Genomic DNA, 24,334 nt, shown 5'->3' on the forward strand with positions numbered 1-24,334 from the left:
AAAATTCGGTGGTCAATCTTGCTGGGAAGTGGTCCGGCTTCTGGACTGGCCAGACGGGTCATGCCGGCCCGGCGCAGTTCCCACCAGCAAGGATACCAATTCGGAGCACGCTGACTCCAATTCACTGTTCACGACCACCCGGTCGAAGTCGTTTTGGGCGGCCATTTCGGTGCGGGCGGTCTCCAGACGCCGCTGCATGACCTCCGGCGTCTCGGTGCCCCGGCCGACGAGCCTGGCCCTGAGGTCCTCCCAGCTGGGCGGGGCCAGGAAGACCGCGAGAGCCTCGGGCATCGCCTTCTTGACGGCCCGGGCACCGGCCAGATCGACCTCGATCAGCACCGGGAATCCGCGGGCCGTGGCGGCGCGCACCGGCTCGGCCAGGGTGCCGGATCGGTGCAGCCCCGAGTGGATTTCGGCCCACTCCAGCAGCGCACCCTCGTCGATGAGCTGCTGGAAGCGGGCCGGGGTGACGAAGTGGTAGTCGACGCCGTCGACCTCGCCGGGCCGCGCCGCCCGGGTCGTGGCGGAGACGCTGAAATGCAGGTCCGGGACCCGCTCACGCAGGCATCGGACCACAGTCGACTTACCGACCGCGGAGGGACCGGACAGCACGACCACACGTCCGTTACCTGATGGTTCAGGACGTGTGCCGTGCTGGACGTCCGGTCCCCCGCCGGCGCTCACAGGCGCTCCTTGGGCCGGTGCGCCCACAGCTCGGTTAGGAGCCGAACTTTTCCAGCAGGGCCTTGCGCTGACGATCGCCGAGGCCGCGCAGACGGCGGGTCGGGGCGATCTCCAGCTCAGTCATGATCTCCTGCGCCTTGACCTTGCCCACCTTGGGCAACGCCTCGAGAAGCGCGGAAACCTTCATCTTGCCCAGGACTTCGTCGGTCTCGGCGTCCTTGAGGACCTGGGTCAGGTTGGTGCCGCCACGCTTCAGACGGTCCTTGAGCTCTGCTCGCGCTCGACGTGCGGCAGCCGCCTTCTCCAACGCGGCCGCGCGCTGCTCGTCGGTCAACTGGGGAAGGGCCACGATTCCTCCGTATCTGATCAATCAATTTCAATCGATCTCATTTTGTCTCGCCGGTACTTCTGCCAGCGCAGACGACCGTACTCAGGCCTTCTGACGAAATCTAACCCGACCCCCTGCTAAAGGGGGCAAAGTCCCAGCATGCACCGGCGTGTGACCGGCCGAAGCGGTACTTCCGGCGGGGTTCGCGACGCCCACGACGGGCACCCTCCGGGTATCGGCACCGGCGCCGTCTCGACTCGTCAATAAGCTCTCTAGCTGCGGTTTTATCCGCCGACGTCGGCGGCGGCCGTGGCGGCCGGACCGCCGGGAACGCCGCCGGTGGGCCGCCGTCACGCCTGGTGCGAGGGATCACGGATTTGTTGCGGCGTGTCGCGCGTGTCGCGTCGCCGGTCAAACGCCAGGCCAACACCGGCGTTCGGCCCGCGCACCCGGTCCTGACGTCCCCCGCGGGGCCCGGGGTGGCCGTGTGGCCCGAATCCGGGCGTCCGGGCAGCCTGGACGGTCCGCCGAGCTCCCGGGCCCGGGGAGGGCCACCCTGGGTGGCCTCCCGCAGGTCAGCGTGGAACCCACCAGCAACCAACGACACCACCGCCGGGATTCGCCGTCGAAGCCGCCGGCCCCGGCCGGCCTTCGCGTCGCGACGACCCCGGGTTCGGCGGTGGGCGTCCGAGCGTGCGCCGCGGACGCAGCGCAGGGGACGCGATCAAGATCCACTCGCCTGAACAGATGGTGAACTTTGGCCAACGACCAAGGGCTGCAGCGTCGTTCGGCGCGCGGGATTGGCCGTCGCGCCGGGCGCGCGTGGGCGACGACCAGTGTCCGTTTCCGTGATATCCGGGCGAGATCCCGCACTAACTCCGCACACGCGTACTCAAGCCCATGTTGATTCCGTAATTGCGGGACCGTGGTGCCGTGGGGCCCCATTTCAGCTAATCGGGGACACGGAATCCGATACGATCGGGAGGTGTCCAACCTGCGAATTCGCCAGGCAGCCGAGCTGCTTGGCGTCAGCGACGACACCGTGCGGCGCTGGATCAACCAGGGCACCCTTGCGGTCAGTCACGACGCCGCCGGCCGCAAGGTGATCGCGAGCGAGGACCTCGCCCACTTCTCCCGCACCAATGCGCCCGCGCCCCCGGCAGACCCCCTCAGCATCGGCAGCTCGGCCCGCAACCGGTTTGTCGGGCTGGTGACCTCGGTGGTCAGCGACAAGGTGATGACCCAGGTGGAGATGCAGTGCGGCCCGTTCACCGTGGTGTCGCTGATGAGCACCGAGGCCGCCGAAGAACTGCAGCTGCGTCCCGGCAGCGTCGCGGTGGCCGTCGTCAAGGCCACCACCGTCATCGTCGAAACCGCGCGGCCCAGCACCGCGGTGGCGTCGGACTAGGCGCCTACTCACACCGCCAGATAGGCGACCGCGTCCAGCATGCGATCGGCCGCCGCACGCAGCTCCGGCACGCCCGGCCCCGCTCGCAGCACCTCGCGGGCCACCGCGGGCAGCAGCTGCCCGGGTTCCGCGCCACCCAGCCCGGCGAGCGCCTCCGGCCGCCCGCCCTGGACGCCGAGCCCGGGCACCAGGACCGGACCGCCCAGCGCGCTGAGGTCGGGCGCCTGCAACACCGTCGCGCCGACGACCACGCCGACGTATCCCGGCCCGGACGGGGTCGCGGAACGGTTCACCACCGCCGCCTGGTCGACGACCAGTTGGGCCACCGTGCGGCCGTCGAAGGCGGCACGCTGCACGGTGGCGCCCTCGGGGTTGGACGTGGCCGCCAGCACGAAGACCCCGCGGTCGTGCGCAGCGGCGGTCTCCAGCAGTGGCCGCAACGAGCCGAACCCCAGGTAAGGGGTGGCCGTCACGGCGTCGGCCGCCAGCGGTGAATCACCCGCCCAGGCGGCGGCATACGCCGCCATCGTCGTGCCGATGTCGCCGCGTTTGGCGTCGGCCAGCACCAGCACCCCGACCGATCGCAGGGCCGCGATGGTGCGTTCCAGCACCGCGAATCCCGCGGTGCCGTAGGCCTCGAAGAACGCGACTTGCGGTTTGACGACCGCGAATCCGGAAAACGCCTCGATGCAGATGTCGCAGAACGCCGCCAGGCCGTCGGCGGTCGTGGGCAGGCCCCAGGCCCGCAGCAGCTCGGGATGCGGGTCGATGCCCACGCACAACGGCCCGCGTTCCGCCTTCGCGTCCGCCAGCCGGACGCCGAACCCCGTCACCGGTCCCCGTCACTACCGGGCGAACCGCCCTGACCGATCTGGCTGTGCAGTTCTTGCAGGCTGCGCACGCCGATGTCGCCGCGGATGCCCGCTTCGATGCCCTGGACGGCGGCCGAGGCGCCCTGCACCGTGGTGACGCAGGGAATGTTGACCGACACTGCGGCCGAACGGATTTCGTAGCCGTCGATGCGCGGGCCGGAGTTGCCGTAGGGCGTGTTGATCACCATGTCGACCTCACCGGCCTTGATGGCGTCGACGGCCGACGTCTCGGGACGACCGGGCTGCGGGTCCTCGAAGTGCTTGCGCACCTCGTCGCACGGAATCCCGTTGCGGCGCAACATCTCCGCGGTGCCCTCGGTGGCGAGCACGCGGAATCCCAGGTCGGCCAGCCGCTTCACGGGGAACACCAGCGAACGCTTGTCCCGGTTGGCCACCGACACGAAGATGGTGCCCTGCGCGGGCAGCGACCCGTAGGCGGCGGTCTGGCTCTTGGCGAAGGCGCTGCCGAAGTCGCGGTCGATGCCCATCACCTCGCCGGTGGATTTCATCTCCGGGCCCAGCAGCGAGTCGATGGCGGCCCCGTCGGCGCGGCGGAAGCGGTGGAAGGGCAGCACGGCCTCCTTGACCGCGATCGGGGCGTTCTGCGCGGCGTGGGCGCCGTCGCCGGACGCCGCCAGCATGCCCTCCTCGCGAAGCTGGGAGATGCTGGCGCCCAACATGACCCGGGCGCACGCCTTGGCGAGCGGGATCGCGGTGGCCTTCGACACGAACGGCACCGTGCGGCTGGCGCGCGGGTTGGCCTCCAGGACGTAGAGCACGTCGTCCTTGAGCGCGTACTGCACGTTGAGCAGTCCGATGACACCGATGCCGTGGGCGATGGCCTCGGTCGCTTTGCGCACCTTCTCGATGTCGCTGCGGCCCAGCGTCACCGGCGGCAGCGCGCACGCCGAGTCGCCGGAGTGGATGCCGGCCTCCTCGATGTGCTCCATGATGCCGCCGATGTAGACCTCGGTGCCGTCGCACAGCGCGTCCACGTCGATCTCCACCGCGTCCTCGAGGAAGCGGTCGACGAGCACCGGGTGCTCGGGTGAGAGCTCGGTGGCGCGGGTGATGTAGCCCCGCAGCGTCTCCTCGTCGTAGACGATCTCCATGCCCCGGCCGCCCAGCACGTAGGACGGCCGCACCAGCACCGGGTAGCCGATGTCCTCGGCGATCCGCTGGGCCTGGGCGAAAGTGGTTGCGGTGCCGTACTTCGGCGCCGGCAACCCGGCCGAGGTGAGCACGTCGCCGAAGGCGCCGCGGTCCTCGGCCAGGTCGATGGCCTCCGGCGGAGTGCCGACGATCGGCACCCCCGCGTCGGCCAGGCGCTGCGCCAGCCCGAGCGGCGTCTGGCCGCCCAGTTGCACGATCACCCCGGCCACGCCCGGCCCGTCGCCCGCGGACTGTTGCTCGGCGCGGAACACCTCGAGGACGTCCTCGAAGGTCAGCGGCTCGAAGTACAGCCGGTCGGCGGTGTCGTAGTCGGTGGACACCGTCTCCGGGTTGCAGTTGACCATCACGGTCTCAAAACCGGCCTGTGACAACGTCGTCGCCGCGTGCACGCAGCTGTAGTCGAATTCGATGCCCTGGCCGATGCGGTTGGGCCCCGATCCCAGGATCAGCACCTTGGGCCGCTGCGTCTGCGGCACCACCTCGGTCTCGGCGGCGGGGTCCAGCTCGTAGCTGCTGTAGTGATACGGCGTCTTGGCCTCGAACTCGGCCGCGCAGGTGTCGACGGTCTTGTACACCGGGTGCACACCCAGCCGCTCGCGTAGCGACCGCACGCCGTTCTCGCCGGCCAATTCGGGTCGCAGCGCGGCGATCTGGCGGTCCGACAGCCCGCTGTGCTTGCCGCGACGCAACAGGTCGGCATCGAGCACCGGGGCGGCGATCAGCTCCGCGCGCAGCTCGATCAGCTCGCCGATCTGCGCGACGAACCACGGGTCCACGCCGCTGGCCTCGGCCACCTGCTCCACCGACGCGCCCAGCCGCAGCGCCAGTTCGATGTCGTAGAGCCGGCCCTCGGTCGGCGTCCGCAGCCGGGCCAGCACCTCGCCGACTTCTCCTTCCGGACCCGATGGGTCCGGGGTGGTCCAGAATCCGGCGCGGGTGGTCTCCAGCGATCGCATCACCTTGCCGAGCGCCTCAACGAAGTTGCGGCCCAACGACATCGCCTCGCCGACGGATTTCATGGTGGTGGTCAGCGTGGGATCGGCGCCCGGGAACTTCTCGAACGCGAAGCGCGGCGCCTTGACCACCACGTAGTCCAGGGTGGGCTCGAAGCAGGCCGGCGTTTCCTTGGTGATGTCGTTGACGATCTCGTCGAGCGTGTACCCGATGGCCAGCTTGGCGGCGATCTTGGCGATGGGGAAACCGGTCGCTTTGGACGCCAGCGCGCTGGACCGCGAGACCCGGGGATTCATCTCGATGACGATCAGCCGGCCGTCGACCGGGTTGATCGCGAACTGGATGTTGCAGCCGCCGGTGTCCACCCCGACCTCGCGCAGGATCGCGATGCCCAGGTCCCGCATCCGCTGGTATTCGCGGTCGGTCAGCGTCATCGCCGGCGCGACGGTGACCGAGTCGCCGGTGTGCACGCCCATCGGGTCGAAGTTCTCGATCGAGCAGACCACGACCACGTTGTCGTTGCCGTCGCGCATCAGCTCGAGCTCGAATTCCTTCCAGCCGTAGATCGATTCCTCGATCAGCACGTTGGCGCTGGGGCTTTCGGCCAGCCCGGCCCCGGCCATCCGGTCGACCTCCTCGACGGACCGCGCCATCCCCGAACCCAGGCCGCCCATGGTGAAGCTGGGCCGCACCACGACCGGCAGGCCGAGCTCGTCGACCGTCTCACGGACCTCGTCCATGGTGAAACACACTCGGCTGCGGGCGGATTCACCGCCGACCTTGGCGACGATGTCCTTGAACATCTGCCGGTCCTCGCCGCGCTGGATGGCGTCGAAGTCGGCGCCGATCAGCTCGACGCCGTGCCGCTCCAGCGCCCCGTTCTCGTACAGCGCGACGGCGGTGTTCAGCGCGGTCTGCCCGCCCAGGGTGGCCAGCAGCGCGTCGATCTTGTTGCCGCGCTCGGCCTGCTGGGCGATCACCTTCTCCACGAAGGCGGCGGTGATCGGCTCGACGTAGGTGTGGTCGGCGTACTCCGGGTCGGTCATGATGGTGGCCGGATTGGAGTTGACCAGACTGACCTGCAGCCCCTCCGCGCGCAGTACCCGGCAGGCCTGGGTCCCCGAGTAGTCGAACTCGCAGGCCTGACCGATGACGATCGGCCCCGAGCCGATCACCAGCACGTGGTTGAGGTCGGTGCGACGTGGCACTAGTGGCCCTCCCCTGCCATCAGCTCGATGAATTGGTCGAACAGGTACTCCGCATCGTGCGGCCCGGCCGCGGCCTCCGGGTGGTACTGCACCGAGAAGGCTTGCCCGTCTGCGAGTTTGACGCCCTCGACCACTCCGTCGTTGGCGCAGGTGTGGCTCACGATCGCTTGCCCGAACGGCGTGTCGAAACTCTGACCGGCCTCGCCCTCGAGCGCGAAGCCGTGGTTCTGGGCGGTGACGGCCACGCGCCCGGTGGCGTGGTCGATCACCGGGATGTTGATGCCGCGGTGGCCGAACACCATCTTGTAGGTCGACAATCCCAGCGCCCGGCCCAGGATCTGGTTGCCGAAGCAGATGCCGAACAACGGGATTCCGGCGCCCAGCACCTCGCGGGTGACCGCGACGATGTGGTCGGCGGTGGCGGGGTCGCCGGGGCCGTTGGACAGGAAGACGCCGTCGGGCTTGAGGTCGGCGATCTGCTCGTAGGTCGCCGACGAGGCCAGCACGTGGGTGCGGACGCCGCGCCGGGCGAAGTTGCGCGGCGTGTTGGTTTTGATCCCCAGGTCCAGCGCGGCCACCGTAAACCGCGGTGAGCCTTCGGGTTCCACGATGTAGGTGTCCGGCGTGCTGACCTCGCCGGCCAGGTCGGCCCCCAGCATCGAGCGCTGCCCGCGCACCCGCGCCAGCAGTTCGTCCGCATCGGCGAGCGCGTCACCGGAGAACACGCCCGCCTTCATCGAGCCGCGGGTGCGCAGATGCCGGACCACCGCGCGGGTGTCGATGCCGGCGATGCCCACGATGTGCTGGCGGACCAGTTCGTCCTCCAGGGTGCCGGTGGACCGCCAGTTGGACGGGCGCGGCGACGGATCGCGCACCGCGTAGCCGGCCACCCAGATCTTGTCGCCGCGGCTCTCGGCGTCCTCGCCGTTCCAGCCGGTGTTGCCGATCTGCGGCGCGGTGGCCACCACGATCTGCCGGTGGTAACTCGGATCGGTCAGCGTCTCCTGATAGCCGGACATGCCGGTGGAAAAGACGGCCTCGCCCAATGTTTGGCCGACCTTGCCGAACGGCGTGCCGGTGAAGACGCGCCCGTCCTCGAGTATCAACTGCGCCTTGGTCACGAGCGCCGCTCCTCCTCATGCTGCGATTTGAGCCAGCCGTCGTATTCGTTGCGGTGGTCCGCCCGGAAGCCGGTGTCGATCTCGACGCCCGACGGCAGCCGCCACCGGATCGCCAAGATGCCGACCCGGCCGGTCATTCTGCGCTCCATGCGGACGTGGGTGATCGAGCCCTGGGGAATCCAAATAGGTTGGGCCCGTACGCGTTCCACCATGATGCCCCCGGCATATCGGGTCAGCACCGCTTTGCTGCGGAAACCCAGATCACCGGCCGCGATCCGTTCACTCCAGCCCGGCGCCATCATGGAGCCGCAATAGTGTCCGCGGGTGGTGATGGTCGCCGCCCCCACCTGGTCCGGGATTTCGGGCAACGCCCCGATCAGCTCCGCCTGCTGCTGCGAACGACGGTGCCAGGTCCGCATCATCAGCTGGATCACCACCGTGAGCACGACGACCACCACGGCCGCGAAGATCAGCGATCCCACCAGCGTGCCCGAGTTCATGCCGGGCACTTCCCGTCTCGGGCGGTAACCGTGCCGCGCAGCAGCGTGGCGGTCACGGTGGCGGGCAGGGTCATCGCCTCGTACGGCGTGTTGGCCGACCGGCTGGCCAGGTCGGAGCCGGCGACGGTCCACGAGGTGGTGGGGTCCACCACCGTGAGGTTGGCCGGCTCCCCCACCTCCAGCGGCCGGCCGTGATCGGGCAGGCCCACGATGCGGGCGGGGTTCTCGCTCATCACCCGGGCGACGTCCCGCCAGCTCAACAACCCGGGGGTGACCATCGTCTGCACCACGATGGACAGCGCCGTCTGCAACCCCAGCATGCCCGGGCGCGCCGCGGAGAACTCCACGCACTTCTCGTGCTCGGCGTGCGGGGCGTGATCGGTGGCCACACAGTCGATGACGCCGTCGGCCAGCGCCTGGCGCAGCGCCACCGCATCGGCCGCTTCGCGCAGCGGCGGGTTCACCCGGTTTTGCCCGTCGTAACTGGCCAGCCTGCTGTCGTCGAGCATCAGGTGGTGCGGGGTGACCTCGGCGGTGATCGAGATCCCTTGCTCCTTGGCCCATTTCACGATCTCTACGGTGCCCGCGGTGGAGGCGTGGCAGATGTGCACCCGGGCGCCGGCGTCGCGGGCCAGCAGCGCGTCGCGGGCGACGATCGACTCCTCGGCGGCCCTGGGCCAGCCCGCCAGGCCCAGCCGGGCGGCGGTGGGACCCTCGTGGGCGACGGCGCCGACGGTCAGCCGGGGCTCCTCGGCGTGTTGGGCGATGAGAACGCCCAGACCGGTCGCGTATTCCAGGGCGCGGCGCATCACCAGCGGGTCGTGCACGCAGATGCCGTCGTCGGAGAACATCCGCACCTGCGCGGCCCCGGCCGCCATCATGCCCATCTCGGTGAGCTCTTTGCCGGCGAGCCCGACGGTGACGGCGCCCACCGGGTGCACGTCGACCAGGCCGACCTGCTGGCCTCGATGCCACACGTGGTCGGTGACCACCGGGCTGTCGGCGACCGGGTTCGTGTTGGCCATCGCGAACACCGCGGTGTAGCCACCCAGAGCCGCTGCGGCCGAGCCGGTTTCGATGTCCTCGGCGTATTCGCGCCCCGGTTCGCGCAGATGGGTGTGCAGGTCGACGAGGCCGGGCAGCAGCACCTGGTCAGTGGCGTCGATGACGTCCAGGTCCTTGTCGACGCCTCCGGCCTCGGCCAACCGGGGGCCGATGTCGGCGATCTGACCGTCGTCGACCAGCACGTCGACGCGATCGCCCTCGCCATACAACCGAACCCCGCGCAGCAGCACGCTCACGCCGCACCCTCTTCTCCGGCTAATTCGGTGCCGACCAGCACGTGGAACAGCACCGCCATCCGCACGTGGACACCGTTGGAAACCTGTTGCAGCACGGCCGATTGCGATGAGTCGGCCACCGACGAGGCGATCTCCATGCCGCGCAGCATCGGCCCCGGGTGCAGCACCACGGCGTGGCCGGGCAGCATCGCCTGACGGCGATCGGAAAGCCCGTACAGCGAGGAGTATTCGCGCACCGAGGGGAAGAACCCGCCGTTCATCCGCTCGGCCTGCACCCGCAGCATCAGCACCGCGTCGGCGGCGGGCAGCTCGGCGTCGAAGTCGTTGGACACGGTGACCGGCCAGCCCTCGACGCCGACCGGCAGCAGCGTCGGCGGCGCGACCAGGATCACCTCGGCGCCCAGTGTGTGCAGCAGCATCACGTTGGAGCGCGCCACCCGGCTGTGCAGGATGTCGCCGACGATCACGATGCGACGGCCCTCGATGCCGCCGAGCCGCTGGCGAATGGTGAGCGCGTCCAGCAGCGCCTGGGTCGGGTGCTCGTGGGTGCCGTCGCCGGCGTTGATCACCGACGGCCCCCCATCGTCTCGGGCGGCGTTCGCGCCCGAAGTCCACTCGGCGAGCAGGTGCGCGGCGCCGGAGGCCGGGTGCCGGATGATCAGCGCGTCGGCGCCGGCGGCGCGCAGCGTGAACGCGGTGTCGCGCAGCGACTCACCCTTGCCCACCGACGATCCGGACGCGCTGACGTTGATCACGTCGGCGCTCATCCACTTGCCGGCCACCTCGAAGGACACCCGGGTGCGCGTCGAGTTCTCGTAGAACATCGTGACGATGGTGCGGCCGCGCAGCGTCGGCAGCTTCTTGATCTCCCGACCCACCAGCGCCTGGGCGAACCGGTCGGCGTCGTCGAGGATGGCGGTGGCGTCATCGCGGCTCAGGTCGCCGGCCGCCAGCAGGTGGCGCGTCATCGTGAGATCACCACCCCGTCGTCACCGTCGTTCTCGCTCAGCAGCACGTGCACGCTCTCGCCGCGTGAGGTGGGGACGTTCTTGCCCACATAGTCGGCGCGCAGCGGCAGTTCGCGGTGGCCGCGGTCGACCAGCACCGCCAGCTGTACCACCCGCGGCCGGCCCACGTCGCGCAGCGCGTCCAGCGCGGAACGCACCGAGCGGCCGGAGTACAAGACGTCGTCGACCAGGATCACCAACGCGTCGTCGATGCCGCCGGCCGGAATCGAGGTGGCTTCCAGCGGCCGCGGCGGCTTCTGCATCAGATCGTCGCGGTAGAGCGTGATGTCCAGGGCGCCGTGGCCGACCTCGACGCCGCTGTATTCGCCGATGTTGATCGCGAGCCGATTGGCGAGGATGACACCGCGGGTCGGGATGCCCAGCAGCACCACCCGTGGCGCGTCGGGACCGTCCAGCGCGGTCTTTTCGATGATCTGATGCGCAATGCGGGAAATGGTGCGGCCCACATCGGCCGCCGACATCAACTCCCGGGAATCGCTGCCTTTACCAGCGTCACAGCCGGTGTCGCCCGCAGCACCCATAACGAAACTTGACCTCCTTCTCCGCCTCGCCGGACGGATCGTTAAAGGATGTCGACTGCGAGGCAGCGTAGCACTTATTTCGAGTGCAACGCCGCCAGGCACGTGTGGCGCCCGTCGCCCCCACCTGCGCCAGTCACACCCGCCCCATGGGTCTCGGGAATGGGGCGCATGGTGTGTGCCCGCCGCACGGCGACACGCCGCGGCCGGCGCTGCCGCGCGTCGCGATTAAGCGCAATTTGTCGCCGATTGGCGGGGACGAATTATGCCGGCCGCGAGCGCCGGATTCGACGGAGGTGAAACGCTGAATTTCGAGGTCTACTGCGGAGGCGGAGGAGGGGGCGGAGGCCAGGTGCGGCGCGGGTTGATCGGCCCACAGTTCAGGCCGATTTTGCAGTGCCAGACGCTTGACTGGGGTTGGGACGTATCGCAGCAGGCATCGTCCGGCGCGGTGGGCGTCGGTTCCACGGTCGTCACGGGGTCCGCAATGTTGGTTGGCGGCGCTTGGACACCGCCGATTCCACTGAGCGCCAGGGTAAATACGGCAACACCACCGCACGCTGCGATAATCGTCCTGGCCATTTGATTGGCCATGACGGTCAATTCTAATTTCTCCGCGCTGAATGTACAGGGGCGCAATTCCGCGCCGAAATGGCGCGCTGTTTCGTCCGCGCGGTGGGGCTAATCCGGCGCCGTCACCGGCCCGCTAACCTGACCAGGTGAATCGCTCGAGCCGCTCGACCCTCAGTGGCAACGCCGCCTCCATTCGTGAGGTGTGCGACGCCGGCCTGCTCGCCGGTGCGGTGACGATGGTCTGGCAGCGCGGAGAACTGCTGCAGGTCAACGAGATCGGCCACCGGGATGTGGACGCGGGTCTGCCCATGCAGCGCGACACGCTGTTTCGCATCGCGTCGATGACCAAGCCGGTGACGGTCGCGACGGTGATGAGCCTGGTCGACGACGGCAAGCTGACGCTCAAGGATCCGGTCACCCGCTGGGCGCCGGAGTTGGCCGACGTGCGGGTGCTCGACGATCCGCACGGCCCGCTCGACCGGACGCACCCGGTGAACCGCACCATCCTGATCGAGGATCTGCTCACCCACACCAGCGGGCTGGCCTACGGCTTCTCGGTGTCCGGGCCGATCTCCAAGGCCTACATGCGGCTGCCCTTCAATCAGGGCCCGGATGCCTGGCTGGCCGAGCTGGCCAAGCTGCCGCTGGTGCATCAGCCCGGTGACCGGGTCACCTACAGCCACTCCATCGATCTGCTGGGCGTCATCGCCTCCCGCATCGACGACAGGCCGTTCCACGAGGTGCTCGACGAACGGATCCTGTGCCCGGCGGGCATGACCGACACGGGGTTTTTCGTCTCACCCGAGGCGCGGCGCCGCGCGGCGACCATGTACTCACTCGACGAACAGAGCCGGCTGCATCACGGCGTGATGGGCCCACCGCACATCACGCCGCCCTCGTTCTGCAACGCCGGCGGCGGATTGTGGTCGAGCGCCGACGATTACCTGCGGTTCGTGCGGATGCTGCTCGGCGGCGGAACGGTCGACGGCGTGCGGGTCCTCTCGGAAGAGTCCGTCCGGTCGATGCGGACCGACCGGCTCACCGAGGAGCAGAAGCGGCACAACTTCCTGGGCGCGCCGTACTGGGTCGGCCGCGGCTTCGGGCTGAACCTGTCGCTGGTGACCGATCCGGCCAAGAGCACACCGCTTTTCGGGCCCGGCGGCGTCGGCACGTTCAGCTGGCCCGGCGCCTACGGGACCTGGTGGCAGGCCGACCCCAGCGCGGATCTGATCCTGCTCTACCTGATTCAGAACCTGCCGGACCTGACCGTCGACGCCGCCACCGCCGTCGCCGGAAACACGTCGCTGGCCAAACTCCGCACGGCGCAACCGCGATTCGTCCGCAACACCTATCGCGCCCTCGACCTTTAAAGTCACATCCCGATGCCCGAATATCCACCCGACCGCATCAGCGGTCCGCGGCTGCTGCTGCGCCTGCCCACGCTCGACGACGCCGGGGCGCTGTTCCAGCGGGTCGCCCGCGACCCGCAGGTCACCAAGTATCTGTTGTGGGCGCCGCACCCCGACGTGGCCGCGACGCGGCGCGTGATCACCGAAAAACTCAACGCCAGCGCGGACGAGAAGACCTGGGTCATCGAGTCGCGGCACCGCGGCGAGGTGATCGGGCTGGCCAGCTGCCGGCGCACCGCGCCGCACTCGGTCGAGGTCGGCTACTGCCTGGGCCGGCGCTGGTGGGGCAAGGGGCTGATGTCCGAGGTGCTCGGCATGCTGCTCACCGCGCTCGACGCCGACCGCGAGGTATACCGCGTCTGGGCCACCTGCAGTGTGGACAACGAGCGCTCGGCCCGGCTGCTCGAGCACGCCGGCTTTTTCCTGGAGGGGCGGCTGGCCCGGCACGCCGTCTACCCCACGATGGGACCCGAACCGCAGGACAGCCTGCTGTATGCCAAGATCCTGCGCTGACTAACCCTTTCGCGCCAAGCTGTCCTGCTCGAGCGCCCGGCGCGCGTAGGCCCGCACGTCGGCGTCGCCGTCCTTGAGCGCGAGTCCCAGCGCGTCCCGGGCGGCGGGCTCCGCGGCCCATCGGGTCAGGCTCAGCACGGCAGCCTTGCGCACGTCCAGATGGGCGTCGCCCAGCGCCTCGGCCAGGTGCGGAACCCCGAAGTCGACCGGCGCGCCGGCCAGCGCGCGGGCCGCGCCTTCCCGCACCTGCCAGGCCGGCGCCCGCAACGCCTGCTGGATGGCGGCGTAATCATCTTGGCCGCAACCCAATTGGCCCAGAGCTGCCAGTGCGGCGGCGCGAACCAGCGGGTCGGAGTCGGCGACCAGCCGGCGCACGGCCGAGCTTGCTGGTGCTGGCTTCGCTCCCAGCGTCGCCAGCCCGGCGGCCGCCGCGATGCGCACCTCGCGGTTCTCGTCGCCGGCGGCGGTGACGACACCTTCCACGTCGTCGACGGACACCAGCGCGCGCACTGCCTCGATGCGCACCCGATGGTCGGCGTCGTCGAGCGCGCGACGGTATTGCGCGGCGTCACCGGCCCGGCGCGCGGCCAGCACGTACAACGAGGCCGCGCGCACCACCCGATCGGCCGAATCCAGATGCTCGCGCACGCTTTCCGGCTGCGGCAACACCTCGACCAGCTCGCGGATGCCGTCGGCGCTGGTGAGGCGGACCGAGGCGTCGCCGTCCTGCAGCGCGGCGACCAGGGCCGGCGCATACCCGTCGGGGATGTGCTCGGTCAGCGTCGACACCGCGGTGCGACGCACACCGGGATCGGCGTCGGCGAGGTAGGGATCCAGGTCGGCCATCGTGGGCTCCTCGAGCGCCAGGACCTCGGCGATGCGCGGTGACGGCGGCTCGAACGCGGTTGTCGCCGAACCGATTCGGGACACCGCGGTGGCCGGAGCCTGGCCGCCGACCAGCGGCGGCTGCTCCACCGCGTAAACAGTCCGGTCGGTGGGCGGCAGGCCGTCGAGCTCCGGGACCGGCACGAAATACGGTGCCACCGGCCGCTTGAGGAACACCATTCCTTTTTCGGCGTCCTTGCGCAGGTTGAGGTGATAGCCCCATTGGTTGTCGTCGCGGCCGGGCAGGTCGGCGCGATCGTGATACAGGCCCCAACGGGATTCGGTGCGGGTGTGCGACGAGCGGGCCGCCATCTCGGCGCAGTCGCGGATGAACGACACCTCCACCGCGCGCATCAGCTCGTGCGGATTGCGGGCGCCCATCTCGGCGATCTCGGCGCTCATCCGCTCGAAGGTGCGGATGGCCAGCGACAGCTTGGCCCCGGTCTTGGGCGGTGCGACGTAGTCGTTGACGAACCGGCGCAGCTTGTATTCGACCTGCGGTTGCGGGGGGCCGTCCGGATGCCGCAGCGGCCGGTAGATCAGCTCGTGCGCCTCGCGTACCTGATCCTCCGGGAGGTGTTGCGGCGCAGCGACTTCGGTCAGCGTCGAGGCGGCGTGCGTGCCCGCCAGGTCGCCGAACACGAATGCCCCGATCATGTAGTTGTGCGGCACGCAGGCCATGTCACCGGCGGCGTACAGCCCGGGCACCGTGGTCCGGGCGTGCTCGTCGACCCACACACCCGACGCGGAATGCCCGCTACACAACCCGATTTCGGAGATGTGCATCTCGATGTCGTGCGTCCGGTAGTCGTGGCCGCGGTTGGCGTGGAAGGTGCCCCGGGTGGGCCGCTCGGTGGTGTGCAGGATGTTTTCCAGCGCGGTCAGCGTCTCGTCGGGCAGGTGCGACACCTTGAGGTAGATGGGTCCGCGCGCGGAGTCGATCTCGGTCTTGACCTCGGCCATCATCTGCCCCGACCAGTAGTCGGAGTCGACGAAGCGCTCGCCGTGCGCGTTGACCTGATAGCCGCCAAAGGGATTGGCGACGTACGCACAGGCCGGGCCGTTGTAGTCCTTGATCAGCGGGTTGACCTGGAAGCACTCGATGCCGGACAGCTCCGCGCCCGCGTGGTAGGCCATAGAGTAGCCGTCGCCGGCGTTGGTGGGGTTCTCGTAGGTGCCGTACAGGTAGCCCGACGCGGGCAGGCCGAGCCGGCCGCATGCCCCGGTGGCCAGGATGACCGCCTTGGCGCCGACGGTGACGAATTCACCGGTGCGGGTGTTCAGCGCCGCGGCCCCCACGGCCCGGCCCTCGTGGGTCAGCACCCGGACCGGCATCAGCCGGTTCTCGATCTGGATCTTCTCGCGCATCGACCGTTGCCGCAGCACGCGATACAGCGCCTTCTTGACGTCCTTGCCCTCGGGCATCGGCAGCACGTAGGAGCCGGAGCGGTGCACCCGGCGCACGGCGTACTCGCCGTGTTCGTTCTTCTCGAACTTCACGCCGTAGCGCTCTAGCCGCTGCACCATCGCGAAGCCGCGGGTGGCGGTCTGATACACGGTGCGCTGGTTGACGATTCCGTCGTTGGCGCGGGTGATCTCGGCGACGTAGTCCTCGGGTTCGGCCTTGCCCGGGATCACCGCGTTGTTGACGCCGTCCATGCCCATCGCCAGCGCACCGGAGTGGCGCACGTGGGCCTTCTCCAGCAGCAGCACCTGCGCGCCGCTTTCGGCGGCCGACAGCGCCGCCATGGTGCCCGCGGTGCCGCCGCCGATGACCAGGACGTCACAGTCGAGCCGGACCGGGGTCGCCGGGTCGGGGATCTGCATCATGCCGCCACCGCCGAGTGATTCAGTGCCGCAATGACTTCGGCGCGCAGCGCGGCGCGCTGCCGGTCGAGGCGCGGCTCCGGCACGTCGACCAGGGTGCGCAGTGGCTGACCGGCCTTGCCCAGTACGGCGATGCGATCGCCCAGCAGCAGCGCCTCGTCGACGTCGTGCGTGACGAAGACGATCGTCGTCGGATGGGCACGCCAGGTGTCGATCAGCAGCCGCTGCATGGCGGTACGGGTCTGAGTGTCCAGCGCGCCGAACGGCTCGTCCATCATCACCGCGCGCGGCGCCCCGGCCAGCCCGCGGGCCAGCTGAACGCGCTGCCGCATGCCCCCGGACAGGCTCTTGGGCAGGTAGTCGCCGAAGCCGGTGAGACCGAGCTCGGCGATCCAGCGGTCGGCCTCGGCGCGCCGGCCGGACCGGGCGACGCCGCGCAGCCGCAGGGCCAGCTCGATGTTGGAGCGCACGGTGCGCCAGGGCAGCAACGCGTTGTCCTGGAACACCATGCCCCGATCGCCCGAGGTGGTCGTCACCTCGGCGCCGTCGGCGACGATCCGGCCCTCGTCGGGCCGCAGCAGTCCCGCCAGGGCCCGCAGCACCGTCGACTTGCCGCAGCCCGAGGGGCCGGTGAGCACCAGGATCTCTCCGGGCCGCACCGTCAGGCTCAGCCCGTCGATCACCGGTTCTCCGGTGTAGGACAAGCGAACTCGATCCAGTTCCAGACTCACTCCCACAGTCATCGCTGTTCCTCCTCCGCACGCGGCAGCCAGCCGGTCACCCGACGGCCCACCACCTCGACGGCGGCCGCCGTCGCGAAACCCAGCACGCCGATGGTGATGATGCCGACGAACACCTGGGGGTAGGCCAGCACGGTGTAGTCCTGCCAGGTGCGGTAGCCGATCCCGAGTCGTCCCGAGATCATCTCCGCGGAGATCACGCAGATCCACGCCACGCCCATACCGACCGACAGGCCGCCGAACACCCCCGGCAGGATGCCCGGCAACACCACCTGCTTCAGCACATCCCACCGGCCGCCGCCGAGGGTGCGCACCGAGTCCTCCCACAGCGTGGGCAGCGCCCGCACCGCGTGCCGGGTGCTGACCAGGATCGGGAAGTACGCCGCGAGGAAGGTGATGAACACGATGCCGGCCTCGTCGGTCGGGAACAGCAGGATCGCCACCGGCACCATCGCGATGGCCGGAACGGGTCTGACCAACTCCGTCAGCGGACCGAAGGTGTTGGCGAACAAGCGGGAACGTCCCAGCAGCACGCCCGTCGCGACCCCGACCGCGGCGGCCAATCCGAAGCCGGTGAGGATCCGGATCAGCGACTGCGCCAGGTCAAGCCAGTACTCGGAGGTGCCGAGCCGGCGTCCCAGCGCGTGCACGATCTCGGTGACGGTGGGCAGCGTGTCGAAGCGCAGCAGCAGCCGCACCTTGTCGGCGGTGAGTGCCTGCCACAGACCGATCGCGACGACAACCGAAGCGAGCCGCAGCAGCCGCCACTGCCACGGCGAGCCGGCACGTCGCGGGGTGGGAGTCGCCGCCGTGTCGACGACTTGCGCCGTCACCGGGGCTGCCGGGTCGCCGGTGAGATAAGCGGTCATACCGAACCTCCAAGGGCCTGTTCGTAATTCACGATGGCGCCGCCCGGGTGTGCGGCGAGATAGCGATGCGCGCCGGCCGGCGTGCCGAACGGCAGGTAGCTCTGGCCGTCGTGCACCCAGACCGCCTTGTCGGCGAACCACCGGGTGCCCAGCTCCGCGTCGGGAACATAGGCGGCGCGGACCTTGGCGCCGTGGGCGATCGCCTCGCGCACCGCCCGAAGCAGGGCGGTCGGGTTGGCGACGGTTTGGGTGGAATCCGAACCGTCCAGCCACAGTTCGCTGGCCAGGGCGGGATCCCCGCGCAGCGCGGACGGGTTGGCGGTGGCGGCCCGGGCCGCGTCGTAGTTCAGGCCGCGGGCCCCGAAAACGGTACGCAGTGGCCCGTCCTGGACGAAGCCGGACACGTCGAGGTCGGCGAAGTCGCCGATCGACTTCAGGTACGGCACATCGTTTTTCAACGCCTCGACCAGGGACGGTTTGAGCGTGGTGTCGAACGAGGTTCCCCCGGGGCCGTTGTAGAGGTACACCACTTCCTGCGGCAGGCCGCTCCCCTGGGCGACGATCCGGGCGGCCTCCAGCGGCTTGGAGTTGAGGAAGTCTCCTGCGTCCAGTTGCGCCTGCAGGAACGCGCTCAGCACCTCCGGATGAGACGTCGCATACGAGCGCCGCACCACCACCCCGTGCAGGGTGGGCAGGTTCAGCTCGGCGCCGTCGTACAGCAGTTTGGCCTTGTTCTGGAACACCAGCAGCCCCGGCCAGGCGACGAACTGCGAAAGACCTTGCACTTGACCGGATTCCAGAGCAGAAGCGCCCACCTGCGGCTGCTGGTTGAGCACTTCCACGCCCTTGATTCCGGCCCGGTCCAGCGCCCGCACCAAGGTGCCGTGACCGGCCGACCCCACACTCGCCGAGACCTTGGAGCCGGCCAGGTCGCGCAACGTGGTCGCCGACGAACCGGGCGCCACCACCACCATGTTCAAAGCGCCCTTGGGGTTGTAGCCGGTGATGGAGACGATCTCGGTTTTTGCCAACGGGTTGGCCTGCGTCTTGGAGCCGTTGATCAACATCGGGTAGTCGCCCATCGAGCCGATGTCGATCTTCTCGGCGAGCATCTGCGCGGTGATCGGGGCGCCGGTGTCGTAATCCTGCCACCGCACCGCATATTTGGTGCCGGTGCGGGTGGTGATGTCGGCCAGCCGGTGCTCCAGGTAGCCCTGCGCGCGCAGCAGCGTACCGGCGGTGACGGTGTTGATGGTCTTGGACTGATATCCCACCACGACATTGACCACACCGGAGGACTGCGACAGGGATTCCAGCGAGCAACCGGTGGTGAGCGCGGCGATCGCGATCACCACCGACACCGGCCGGATGGCGCGTCGTTTCATGGAAGATCCTGGGGTCGAATGCTTTTCAGCGAAGGAGATACGGCATGTTGACCGTGACGGCGCCGGTGGGACAGCGGGCCGCGCAGGGGCCGCAGTACCAACACTCGTCGACATGCATGAAGGCCTTGCCGGTGTCGGGGTTGATGGCCAGGGCGTCGAGCGGGCAGACCTCCACGCACAGCGTGCAGCCGTCGATACACAGCGACTCGTCGATCGTGACCGGCACGTCGGCGCGGTTGTTGTTGATCAGCGTCATGGGTTGCTCCTCAACGGCTCGGCTCTGACAAGGTTGCCCCGCATGGTGATTCGATCGCCCCGCATCCGGATGTACTCCAGGTCGACGGGAGTGCCGTCGGCGAGGCTGGTGAGCCGCTCCAGCATCAGCAGCGCCGCACCGTCGGGCACCTGCAGCGTGGCCGCCGAGTGCGCGTCGGCGGGAATGGCCTCCAGCGCCAGCGCGGCCGACCCCAGTCGTTGCCCGCTCACCTGCTCGATGAGCGCGAACAGGTCGTTGGTCTCCAGCGGATGGGTCAGCACCTCGCGGCCGATGTCCGGGGCGAGGTAGGTGAGGTCGAGGCTGAGTGGCAGGTCCCCCAGGTACCGCAGCCGCTCGATGAACACCGCCTGCTCGCCCGGTTGCAACCGCAGCCGGCGGGCCACCGACGGCGGCGCGATGACCGGCATCGCGGCGCGCACCTCGTTGCGGACCTCACCCAGATCCCTGAACGTCTCCTTCAGACCCAGCAGCGCGTCGAGCCCGTGGTCGTACTTGCGCTGCGCGACGTGGGTGCCGACCTTGGGTCCGCGGTCGATCAGCCCCTCGTGCTTGAGGACGGTCAGCGCCTCGCGAATGGTGTTGCGGGAGACCGAGAATTCGGCGGCCAGGTCCAGTTCGGCGGGAAGGCCCTCCGGGTAGGCCTCGGAGTGGATCTGCTGGCGCAGCACGTCGGCGACCCGGCGGGCACGATTGGCCCTGGGTCCTCCGATGGGTACTGGTTGCGCCACGGGAGTCACGCTAACGCAGCTCAAAGCCGTTTTTCGGGTCGGTGATCAGGCCCCGCGAGGGCGGCCGCGGGTATTGCGCCGGGCCGCCTCGAGGCGCGACCAGCTAAAACCGCCGCCCGCCGCGGTATTGCGCCACCTGCGCGAACGCGTCGGCTTTGTGATCCCGGTGAGCAGAAACCCGCCACGCCGCGGAAGCCGACGATTCCCGGATGGACTCGCGACGGCGGAAGATGGCGTGCATGACGAACGTTTCGAAGCACGCGTTGACCAAGGTGCCGGCGGTCACCCTGGGGTTCTGGGTCATCAAGGTCTTGGCGACGACGTTGGGCGAGACGGGCGGCGACACCGTCACGATGACGCTGAATTGGGGCTACGCCGCGGGCGTCGCGATTTTCGGCGTCGCACTGGTGGCGCTGGTGGCGGCGCAGATTCTCGCCAAGCGATTCCATGCGGCCCTGTACTGGGCGACGATCGTGGCCTCGACGACCTTCGGCACCGTGCTGGCCGATTTCGCGGACCGATCGCTGGGCATCGGCTACACGGGCGGATCGCTGCTGCTGCTGGCGTGCCTGCTGGCCACCCTGGGGCTCTGGCGCTGGTCGCAGGGCACCGTATCGGTCAGCACCGTCTCCACGCCCAAGGTGGAGGCCTTTTACTGGGCGACCATCACGTTCTCGCAGACGCTGGGCACCGCGCTCGGCGATTGGCTGGCCGACACACGGGATTTCGGTTACGAACGCGGCGCGCTGGTTTTCGCGGTCGGCCTGGCGGTGGTCGCGGCCCTGTACTTCTGGACGTCCATCTCCCGCGTCACCTTGTTCTGGATCGCGTTCATCCTCACCAGGCCACTGGGGGCGACCGTCGGTGACTTCATCGACAAGCCGGTGGCCGACGGCGGCCTGGCGTGGAGCCGCCCGCTCGCCTCGGCGGTGCTCGCGGCGCTGATCGCGGTGTTGGTCGTCGTCATACCGCAGCGCCCCGGCCACCACCCCGGCCGGCCCAAAGATGATGCGACGGAACGCCATCCGGAAACCGGCGTCGAGCAACCGGACCGGGATCCACGCTGACACGCCGGTCCGGCGGCCACGCTCATCGAGAAGTTAACTCGCAAACCGGGCGCCACTTGCGGTAACGGCGATGGCACGGCGCGATTCTCAACGTTTTCACAGCGATTTGACCGTACGGTTTGTCAGGTCGGTAACGACGGCGGCACAAAGGAGCGGGGATGCCACCCGGCACGCAGCAGCACCAGGCGACGCCGCTCATGATGCTTCCCCCGATGGGCCTGCGAGGGCGTCGCATCGAGGAATGCCCGACGATGTGGTTCAACCGTGACTTCTTCCAACAACCGTGGCCTGACTGGAAAGTCGACGTCGACGCCGACTGCGTGACGACGTTCTTCAGCCACACCAATCCCGGTGAGACCATCGTCGGCCACCCGGTGCGCATCACGCTGGAAGACCCGGGCGTCGTGTGGGTGGCCACCAACCGTTTCTGCCGCATGGGCGGCCCGTTCGGCGAGGTGCTGATCGAGGCCCGCTGGCCCGATTGACGGTGCGCCCGGCGCTCGACGTAGCGTTGAAACATGAGAGTCCTGCTCGTCGAGGATGAACCGCGGCTGTCCGCCACCGTGGCCAGGGGGCTCAAGGCGGAGGGGTTCGTCGTCGTGGCCGTCGGCAACGGTGTCGAGGGCCTGCGGGAGGCCACCGAAAACGCTTTCGACGTAATCATTCTCGACATCATGCTGCCCGGCCTCAGCGGCTATGAGGTGCTGCGCCGGATGCGGTCGCACAACGTGTGGACACCGGTGCTCATGCTGACCGCCAAGGACGGCGAGTACGACGAGACCGACGCCTTCGATCTGGGTGCGGACGACTATCTGACCAAGCCGTTCTCGTTCCGGGTGTTGGTGGCGCGACTGCGGGCGCTGATGCGTCGCGGCGCGCCGGCGCGGCCCGTGGTGCTGAAAGCCGGGACGCTGGCGCTGGATCCCGCCCGGCACACGGTCAAACGTGGCTCGACCCCGATCGCGCTGACTCCCCGCGAGTACGGGGTGCTCGAGTTCCTGATGCGCAACAAGGATGTGGTGGTGACCAAAGCGGAGATACTGCAAAACGTGTGGGATGCACATCATCACGGCCCCGACAACGTGGTCGAGGTCTACGTGGGGTATCTGCGTCGCAAGATCGATGTCCCCTTCGGCACCAACACGATCGAGACGATTCGGGGCGTCGGTTACCGACTGCTCTGCTGAGACACCGGCAACGTCACGATCATCTTGGTTCCGCCGGAGGGCGGGTCGTCGATGGTGACCGTGCCCCCATGTGCCGCAACGATCTCGGCGACGATCGCCAGGCCGAGGCCCGTCCCTCCCCCGCTGCGGGCCCGGTCGGAATCCAGGCGCACGAAACGTTCGAATACCCGGCTGCGGTCGCCGGGGGCGATTCCCGGGCCGTCGTCGCTGACGGTGAGGGTCGCCGACCCGTCCCGGCCGTCGACCTCGATGGCCACGCACGAAACCGCATGGCGGACAGCGTTTTCGACGAGATTGCGGATCATCCGCGACATGGCCACCGGGTCGGCTTCCAGGCGCACCGGACGGAAATCGGTGTGGACCACGCAATGCGTGTCACGCCGCGCGCGGTCGGCTTCGGCCCGCGCGAGATCGTCGAGCGCCACCTGTTCCTTGCGACGGAGCAGCGTCTGCTCGTCGGCGCGGGCCAGCAGCAGCAGATCTTCGATCAAGGTGTGCATGCGCTGCGCCTCGGGCAGCAGGGTGTTCACCGCCAGGTCGGCGTCGAGCAGATCGGGATGGGCCTCGGCCACTTCCAGCCCGGAGATGATCGTGGTGAGCGGGCTCCGCAGTTCGTGCGACGCGTCGCCGACAAAGCGTTGCTGCGCACGGTGACCCGCTTCCAGACGCGACAGCATCTCGTTCATGGTGACGGCCAGGGCCGCGATCTCGTCGTGGCTGTCCGGCACCGGCACCCGCTCGGCCAGGTCGGACGTCGAGATGTCGGCCACCCTGGTCCGGATCGCGTCCACCGACTGCAGCGAGCGGCGCACCAGCCAGTAGGTCGCCCCCGCCACCACCCCGACGATGACCGGCGCGCTGCAGGCCAGCAGGATCGCCAGCGTCCGCGCGGTCGCCTCGACCGCCTCGCTGCCTCCCCCCACCAGCACCGTGTAGACGCCGGATCGCGTCGCGACCTTTTGGCCACTGACCCGCATGTCGTCTCCGGCCACCGCGTCGTCGGGCAGGCCGCGGCGCAGGTCGAAGTCGAACTCGCTCGCGGGGACCAGCGGTGTCTTCGGGGCGGAGCCGGATCGCTTGACCACGTTGCCATCCGGGCCGAGCAGTTGCGTCGCGACCACCCGCTGGTCGGTGGTCAGCAGATGATTGTCGAGGTCCTCGGGCGAATCGGACTGCAGCGCCTTGGTGATGTCGCGGACCCTCTCGGCGGCGGCGTAATCGACGCCCGCCAACAGCTTGCGATACAGGATCGCGTCCAAGCCCGCGCCGGCCACGCCGAGCGCACACAGTACGACGATCGCCGACACGGCCGCCGAGCGAGCCGAAATGCCCAGGTGGGCGAGCCGCCGGGGAGCCGCCCGCCCGCTTCGCCGAGACGGCCCGACACCGGATATTCGCACGTCGTTAATTCTGCAGCCCCGCGCCCCGGCTGAAAACATCGAGCTCAGCGCGTTCTCAGCGGCCTCTCAGCGGCCGCGTCCTAGGCTGGCGCCGTCATGTTCAGTACTGCACGCCCTGTGCGTCGTAACGACCGTGCGATCGCCCGAATACTGGTCAGCGCGGCCGTCGTGTTCGGCTCCGGTGTCCTGGCGGCGCCGGCCGGCGCCGACCCGAGTCCGTTCAACACCCTCAGTTCGAGTTGCAACCAGTCGGCTCCCGCGGGCCGGGACGCCCTCCTGCAGGGGATCCGGCGGGGTATCGCCGACTGGTCGCCCGGTGCACCGCACACCTCGGCCCGCACCACCTGCGGCGCTAATCCGCCTCCGACGACCGGCTGAT

23 protein-coding genes are annotated in these 24,334 nt (G+C 69.2%); 7 read left to right on the forward strand and 16 right to left on the reverse strand.

Annotated features, from left to right (window positions below):
* Positions 1-12 precede the first annotated feature (12 nt).
* Together gmk and mihF are read right to left on the reverse strand one after the other, a co-directional pair.
* Positions 13-684, reverse strand: coding sequence for a guanylate kinase (gene gmk, locus A5708_RS23180; RefSeq protein ID WP_155766159.1), 672 nt, complete (start codon positions 682-684; stop codon positions 13-15).
* A gap of 34 nt (positions 685-718) precedes the next feature.
* Positions 719-1,033 (reverse strand): integration host factor, actinobacterial type, encoded by a 315-nt coding sequence (mihF, locus tag A5708_RS23185; RefSeq protein ID WP_007171927.1) that lies wholly within the window; start codon positions 1,031-1,033, stop codon positions 719-721.
* A gap of 964 nt (positions 1,034-1,997) precedes the next feature.
* Between mihF and A5708_RS23190 the strand changes: the two genes are divergently transcribed.
* Positions 1,998-2,420: a TOBE domain-containing protein gene (locus A5708_RS23190; RefSeq protein WP_007774380.1), complete on the forward strand. Its 423-nt coding sequence runs from the start codon at positions 1,998-2,000 to the stop codon at positions 2,418-2,420.
* An 8-nt stretch (positions 2,421-2,428) separates the two neighbouring features.
* Here the strand turns inward: A5708_RS23190 and pyrF are convergent, their stop codons facing one another.
* From pyrF to pyrR, 7 genes are read right to left on the reverse strand one after another with little or no spacing between them, the layout of a single operon-like run.
* Positions 2,429-3,253: an orotidine-5'-phosphate decarboxylase gene (pyrF, locus tag A5708_RS23195; RefSeq protein ID WP_065030853.1), complete on the reverse strand. Its 825-nt coding sequence runs from the start codon at positions 3,251-3,253 to the stop codon at positions 2,429-2,431.
* Positions 3,250-6,627, reverse strand: coding sequence for a carbamoyl-phosphate synthase large subunit (gene carB, locus A5708_RS23200; protein WP_065030854.1), 3,378 nt, complete (start codon positions 6,625-6,627; stop codon positions 3,250-3,252). Before carB ends, pyrF begins: the two co-directional genes overlap by 4 nt.
* Positions 6,627-7,748: a glutamine-hydrolyzing carbamoyl-phosphate synthase small subunit gene (carA, locus tag A5708_RS23205; RefSeq protein WP_065030855.1), complete on the reverse strand. Its 1,122-nt coding sequence runs from the start codon at positions 7,746-7,748 to the stop codon at positions 6,627-6,629. The genes carB and carA overlap by 1 nt, the downstream gene beginning before the upstream one ends.
* Positions 7,745-8,248 (reverse strand): transporter, encoded by a 504-nt coding sequence (locus A5708_RS23210; protein ID WP_065030878.1) that lies wholly within the window; start codon positions 8,246-8,248, stop codon positions 7,745-7,747. The genes carA and A5708_RS23210 overlap by 4 nt, the downstream gene beginning before the upstream one ends.
* Positions 8,245-9,549, reverse strand: a complete 1,305-nt coding sequence (locus A5708_RS23215; RefSeq protein ID WP_065030856.1) for a dihydroorotase — start codon at positions 9,547-9,549, stop codon at positions 8,245-8,247. The genes A5708_RS23210 and A5708_RS23215 overlap by 4 nt, the downstream gene beginning before the upstream one ends.
* Positions 9,546-10,517: an aspartate carbamoyltransferase catalytic subunit gene (locus A5708_RS23220; RefSeq protein WP_065030857.1), complete on the reverse strand. Its 972-nt coding sequence runs from the start codon at positions 10,515-10,517 to the stop codon at positions 9,546-9,548. Before A5708_RS23220 ends, A5708_RS23215 begins: the two co-directional genes overlap by 4 nt.
* Complete coding sequence (gene pyrR / locus A5708_RS23225) at positions 10,514-11,098, reverse strand: bifunctional pyr operon transcriptional regulator/uracil phosphoribosyltransferase PyrR (RefSeq protein ID WP_065030858.1); 585 nt, start codon at positions 11,096-11,098, stop codon at positions 10,514-10,516. Before pyrR ends, A5708_RS23220 begins: the two co-directional genes overlap by 4 nt.
* A 716-nt stretch (positions 11,099-11,814) precedes the next feature.
* On the opposite strand from pyrR, the gene A5708_RS23230 reads away from it, so the two are divergent.
* Together A5708_RS23230 and A5708_RS23235 are read left to right on the forward strand one after the other, a co-directional pair.
* Complete coding sequence (locus A5708_RS23230; RefSeq protein ID WP_065030859.1) at positions 11,815-13,038, forward strand: serine hydrolase domain-containing protein; 1,224 nt, start codon at positions 11,815-11,817, stop codon at positions 13,036-13,038.
* Between the two features lie 12 nt (positions 13,039-13,050).
* Entirely contained in the window at positions 13,051-13,590 is a 540-nt protein-coding gene (locus A5708_RS23235) for a GNAT family N-acetyltransferase (protein ID WP_064885680.1), read from the forward strand.
* Here the strand turns inward: A5708_RS23235 and A5708_RS23240 are convergent, their stop codons facing one another.
* From A5708_RS23240 to A5708_RS23265, 6 genes are read right to left on the reverse strand one after another with little or no spacing between them, the layout of a single operon-like run.
* Complete coding sequence (locus A5708_RS23240; protein WP_081293060.1) at positions 13,591-16,305, reverse strand: fumarate reductase/succinate dehydrogenase flavoprotein subunit; 2,715 nt, start codon at positions 16,303-16,305, stop codon at positions 13,591-13,593.
* Complete coding sequence (locus A5708_RS23245) at positions 16,302-17,045, reverse strand: ABC transporter ATP-binding protein (protein WP_065030861.1); 744 nt, start codon at positions 17,043-17,045, stop codon at positions 16,302-16,304. Before A5708_RS23245 ends, A5708_RS23240 begins: the two co-directional genes overlap by 4 nt.
* A complete protein-coding gene (locus tag A5708_RS23250; protein ID WP_065030862.1) occupies positions 17,042-17,911 on the reverse strand; it encodes an ABC transporter permease in 870 nt (289 codons plus the stop codon). The genes A5708_RS23245 and A5708_RS23250 overlap by 4 nt, the downstream gene beginning before the upstream one ends.
* Positions 17,908-19,296, reverse strand: a complete 1,389-nt coding sequence (locus A5708_RS23255) for an ABC transporter substrate-binding protein (protein WP_065030863.1) — start codon at positions 19,294-19,296, stop codon at positions 17,908-17,910. Before A5708_RS23255 ends, A5708_RS23250 begins: the two co-directional genes overlap by 4 nt.
* Before the next feature lie 25 nt (positions 19,297-19,321).
* Entirely contained in the window at positions 19,322-19,552 is a 231-nt protein-coding gene (locus A5708_RS23260; protein ID WP_064885673.1) for a 4Fe-4S dicluster domain-containing protein, read from the reverse strand.
* On the reverse strand, positions 19,549-20,310 hold the full coding sequence (locus A5708_RS23265; protein WP_065030864.1) for a GntR family transcriptional regulator: 762 nt from the start codon (positions 20,308-20,310) through the stop codon (positions 19,549-19,551). Before A5708_RS23265 ends, A5708_RS23260 begins: the two co-directional genes overlap by 4 nt.
* A 230-nt stretch (positions 20,311-20,540) precedes the next feature.
* On the opposite strand from A5708_RS23265, the gene A5708_RS23270 reads away from it, so the two are divergent.
* From A5708_RS23270 to A5708_RS23280, 3 genes are all read left to right on the forward strand, one after another.
* Positions 20,541-21,368, forward strand: coding sequence for a hypothetical protein (locus A5708_RS23270; RefSeq protein ID WP_065030879.1), 828 nt, complete (start codon positions 20,541-20,543; stop codon positions 21,366-21,368).
* 158 nt (positions 21,369-21,526) lie between these two features.
* Complete coding sequence (locus A5708_RS23275; protein WP_065030865.1) at positions 21,527-21,853, forward strand: hypothetical protein; 327 nt, start codon at positions 21,527-21,529, stop codon at positions 21,851-21,853.
* 33 nt (positions 21,854-21,886) lie between these two features.
* On the forward strand, positions 21,887-22,555 hold the full coding sequence (locus tag A5708_RS23280; protein ID WP_065030866.1) for a response regulator transcription factor: 669 nt from the start codon (positions 21,887-21,889) through the stop codon (positions 22,553-22,555).
* On the opposite strand, the gene A5708_RS23285 is transcribed toward A5708_RS23280, so the two are convergent.
* The gene (locus A5708_RS23285) at positions 22,537-23,994 is read right to left on the reverse strand and encodes a sensor histidine kinase (protein ID WP_081293062.1); all 1,458 of its coding nucleotides are present in this window, start codon (positions 23,992-23,994) and stop codon (positions 22,537-22,539) included. The two genes, A5708_RS23280 and A5708_RS23285, sit on opposite strands and share 19 nt — an antisense overlap.
* 78 nt (positions 23,995-24,072) lie before the next feature.
* Between A5708_RS23285 and A5708_RS23290 the strand changes: the two genes are divergently transcribed.
* Positions 24,073-24,333 (forward strand): hypothetical protein, encoded by a 261-nt coding sequence (locus A5708_RS23290; RefSeq protein WP_231117999.1) that lies wholly within the window; start codon positions 24,073-24,075, stop codon positions 24,331-24,333.
* Position 24,334: the final 1 nt, after the last annotated feature.

Origin of the sequence: Mycobacterium colombiense (assembly GCF_001672755.1) — a bacterium.
Taxonomy (GTDB): domain Bacteria; phylum Actinomycetota; class Actinomycetes; order Mycobacteriales; family Mycobacteriaceae; genus Mycobacterium; species Mycobacterium colombiense_C.

What these genes read in the sequence shown, in the direction of transcription:
- A5708_RS23270 (WP_065030879.1), top strand. Translation starts at nt 20,541, where the DNA reads ATGACGAACGTTTCGAAGCACGCGTTGACCAAGGTGCCGGCGGTCACC.
- A5708_RS23250 (WP_065030862.1), bottom strand. Translation starts at nt 17,911, where the DNA reads ATGACCGCTTATCTCACCGGCGACCCGGCAGCCCCGGTGACGGCGCAA.
- A5708_RS23240 (WP_081293060.1), bottom strand. Translation starts at nt 16,305, where the DNA reads ATGATGCAGATCCCCGACCCGGCGACCCCGGTCCGGCTCGACTGTGAC.
- A5708_RS23285 (WP_081293062.1), bottom strand. Translation starts at nt 23,994, where the DNA reads ATGTTTTCAGCCGGGGCGCGGGGCTGCAGAATTAACGACGTGCGAATA.
- A5708_RS23245 (WP_065030861.1), bottom strand. Translation starts at nt 17,045, where the DNA reads ATGACTGTGGGAGTGAGTCTGGAACTGGATCGAGTTCGCTTGTCCTAC.
- A5708_RS23260 (WP_064885673.1), bottom strand. Translation starts at nt 19,552, where the DNA reads ATGACGCTGATCAACAACAACCGCGCCGACGTGCCGGTCACGATCGAC.
- A5708_RS23210 (WP_065030878.1), bottom strand. Translation starts at nt 8,248, where the DNA reads ATGAACTCGGGCACGCTGGTGGGATCGCTGATCTTCGCGGCCGTGGTG.
- pyrR (WP_065030858.1), bottom strand. Translation starts at nt 11,098, where the DNA reads ATGGGTGCTGCGGGCGACACCGGCTGTGACGCTGGTAAAGGCAGCGAT.
- A5708_RS23255 (WP_065030863.1), bottom strand. Translation starts at nt 19,296, where the DNA reads ATGAAACGACGCGCCATCCGGCCGGTGTCGGTGGTGATCGCGATCGCC.
- A5708_RS23235 (WP_064885680.1), top strand. Translation starts at nt 13,051, where the DNA reads ATGCCCGAATATCCACCCGACCGCATCAGCGGTCCGCGGCTGCTGCTG.
- A5708_RS23220 (WP_065030857.1), bottom strand. Translation starts at nt 10,517, where the DNA reads ATGACGCGCCACCTGCTGGCGGCCGGCGACCTGAGCCGCGATGACGCC.
- A5708_RS23275 (WP_065030865.1), top strand. Translation starts at nt 21,527, where the DNA reads ATGCCACCCGGCACGCAGCAGCACCAGGCGACGCCGCTCATGATGCTT.
- A5708_RS23280 (WP_065030866.1), top strand. Translation starts at nt 21,887, where the DNA reads ATGAGAGTCCTGCTCGTCGAGGATGAACCGCGGCTGTCCGCCACCGTG.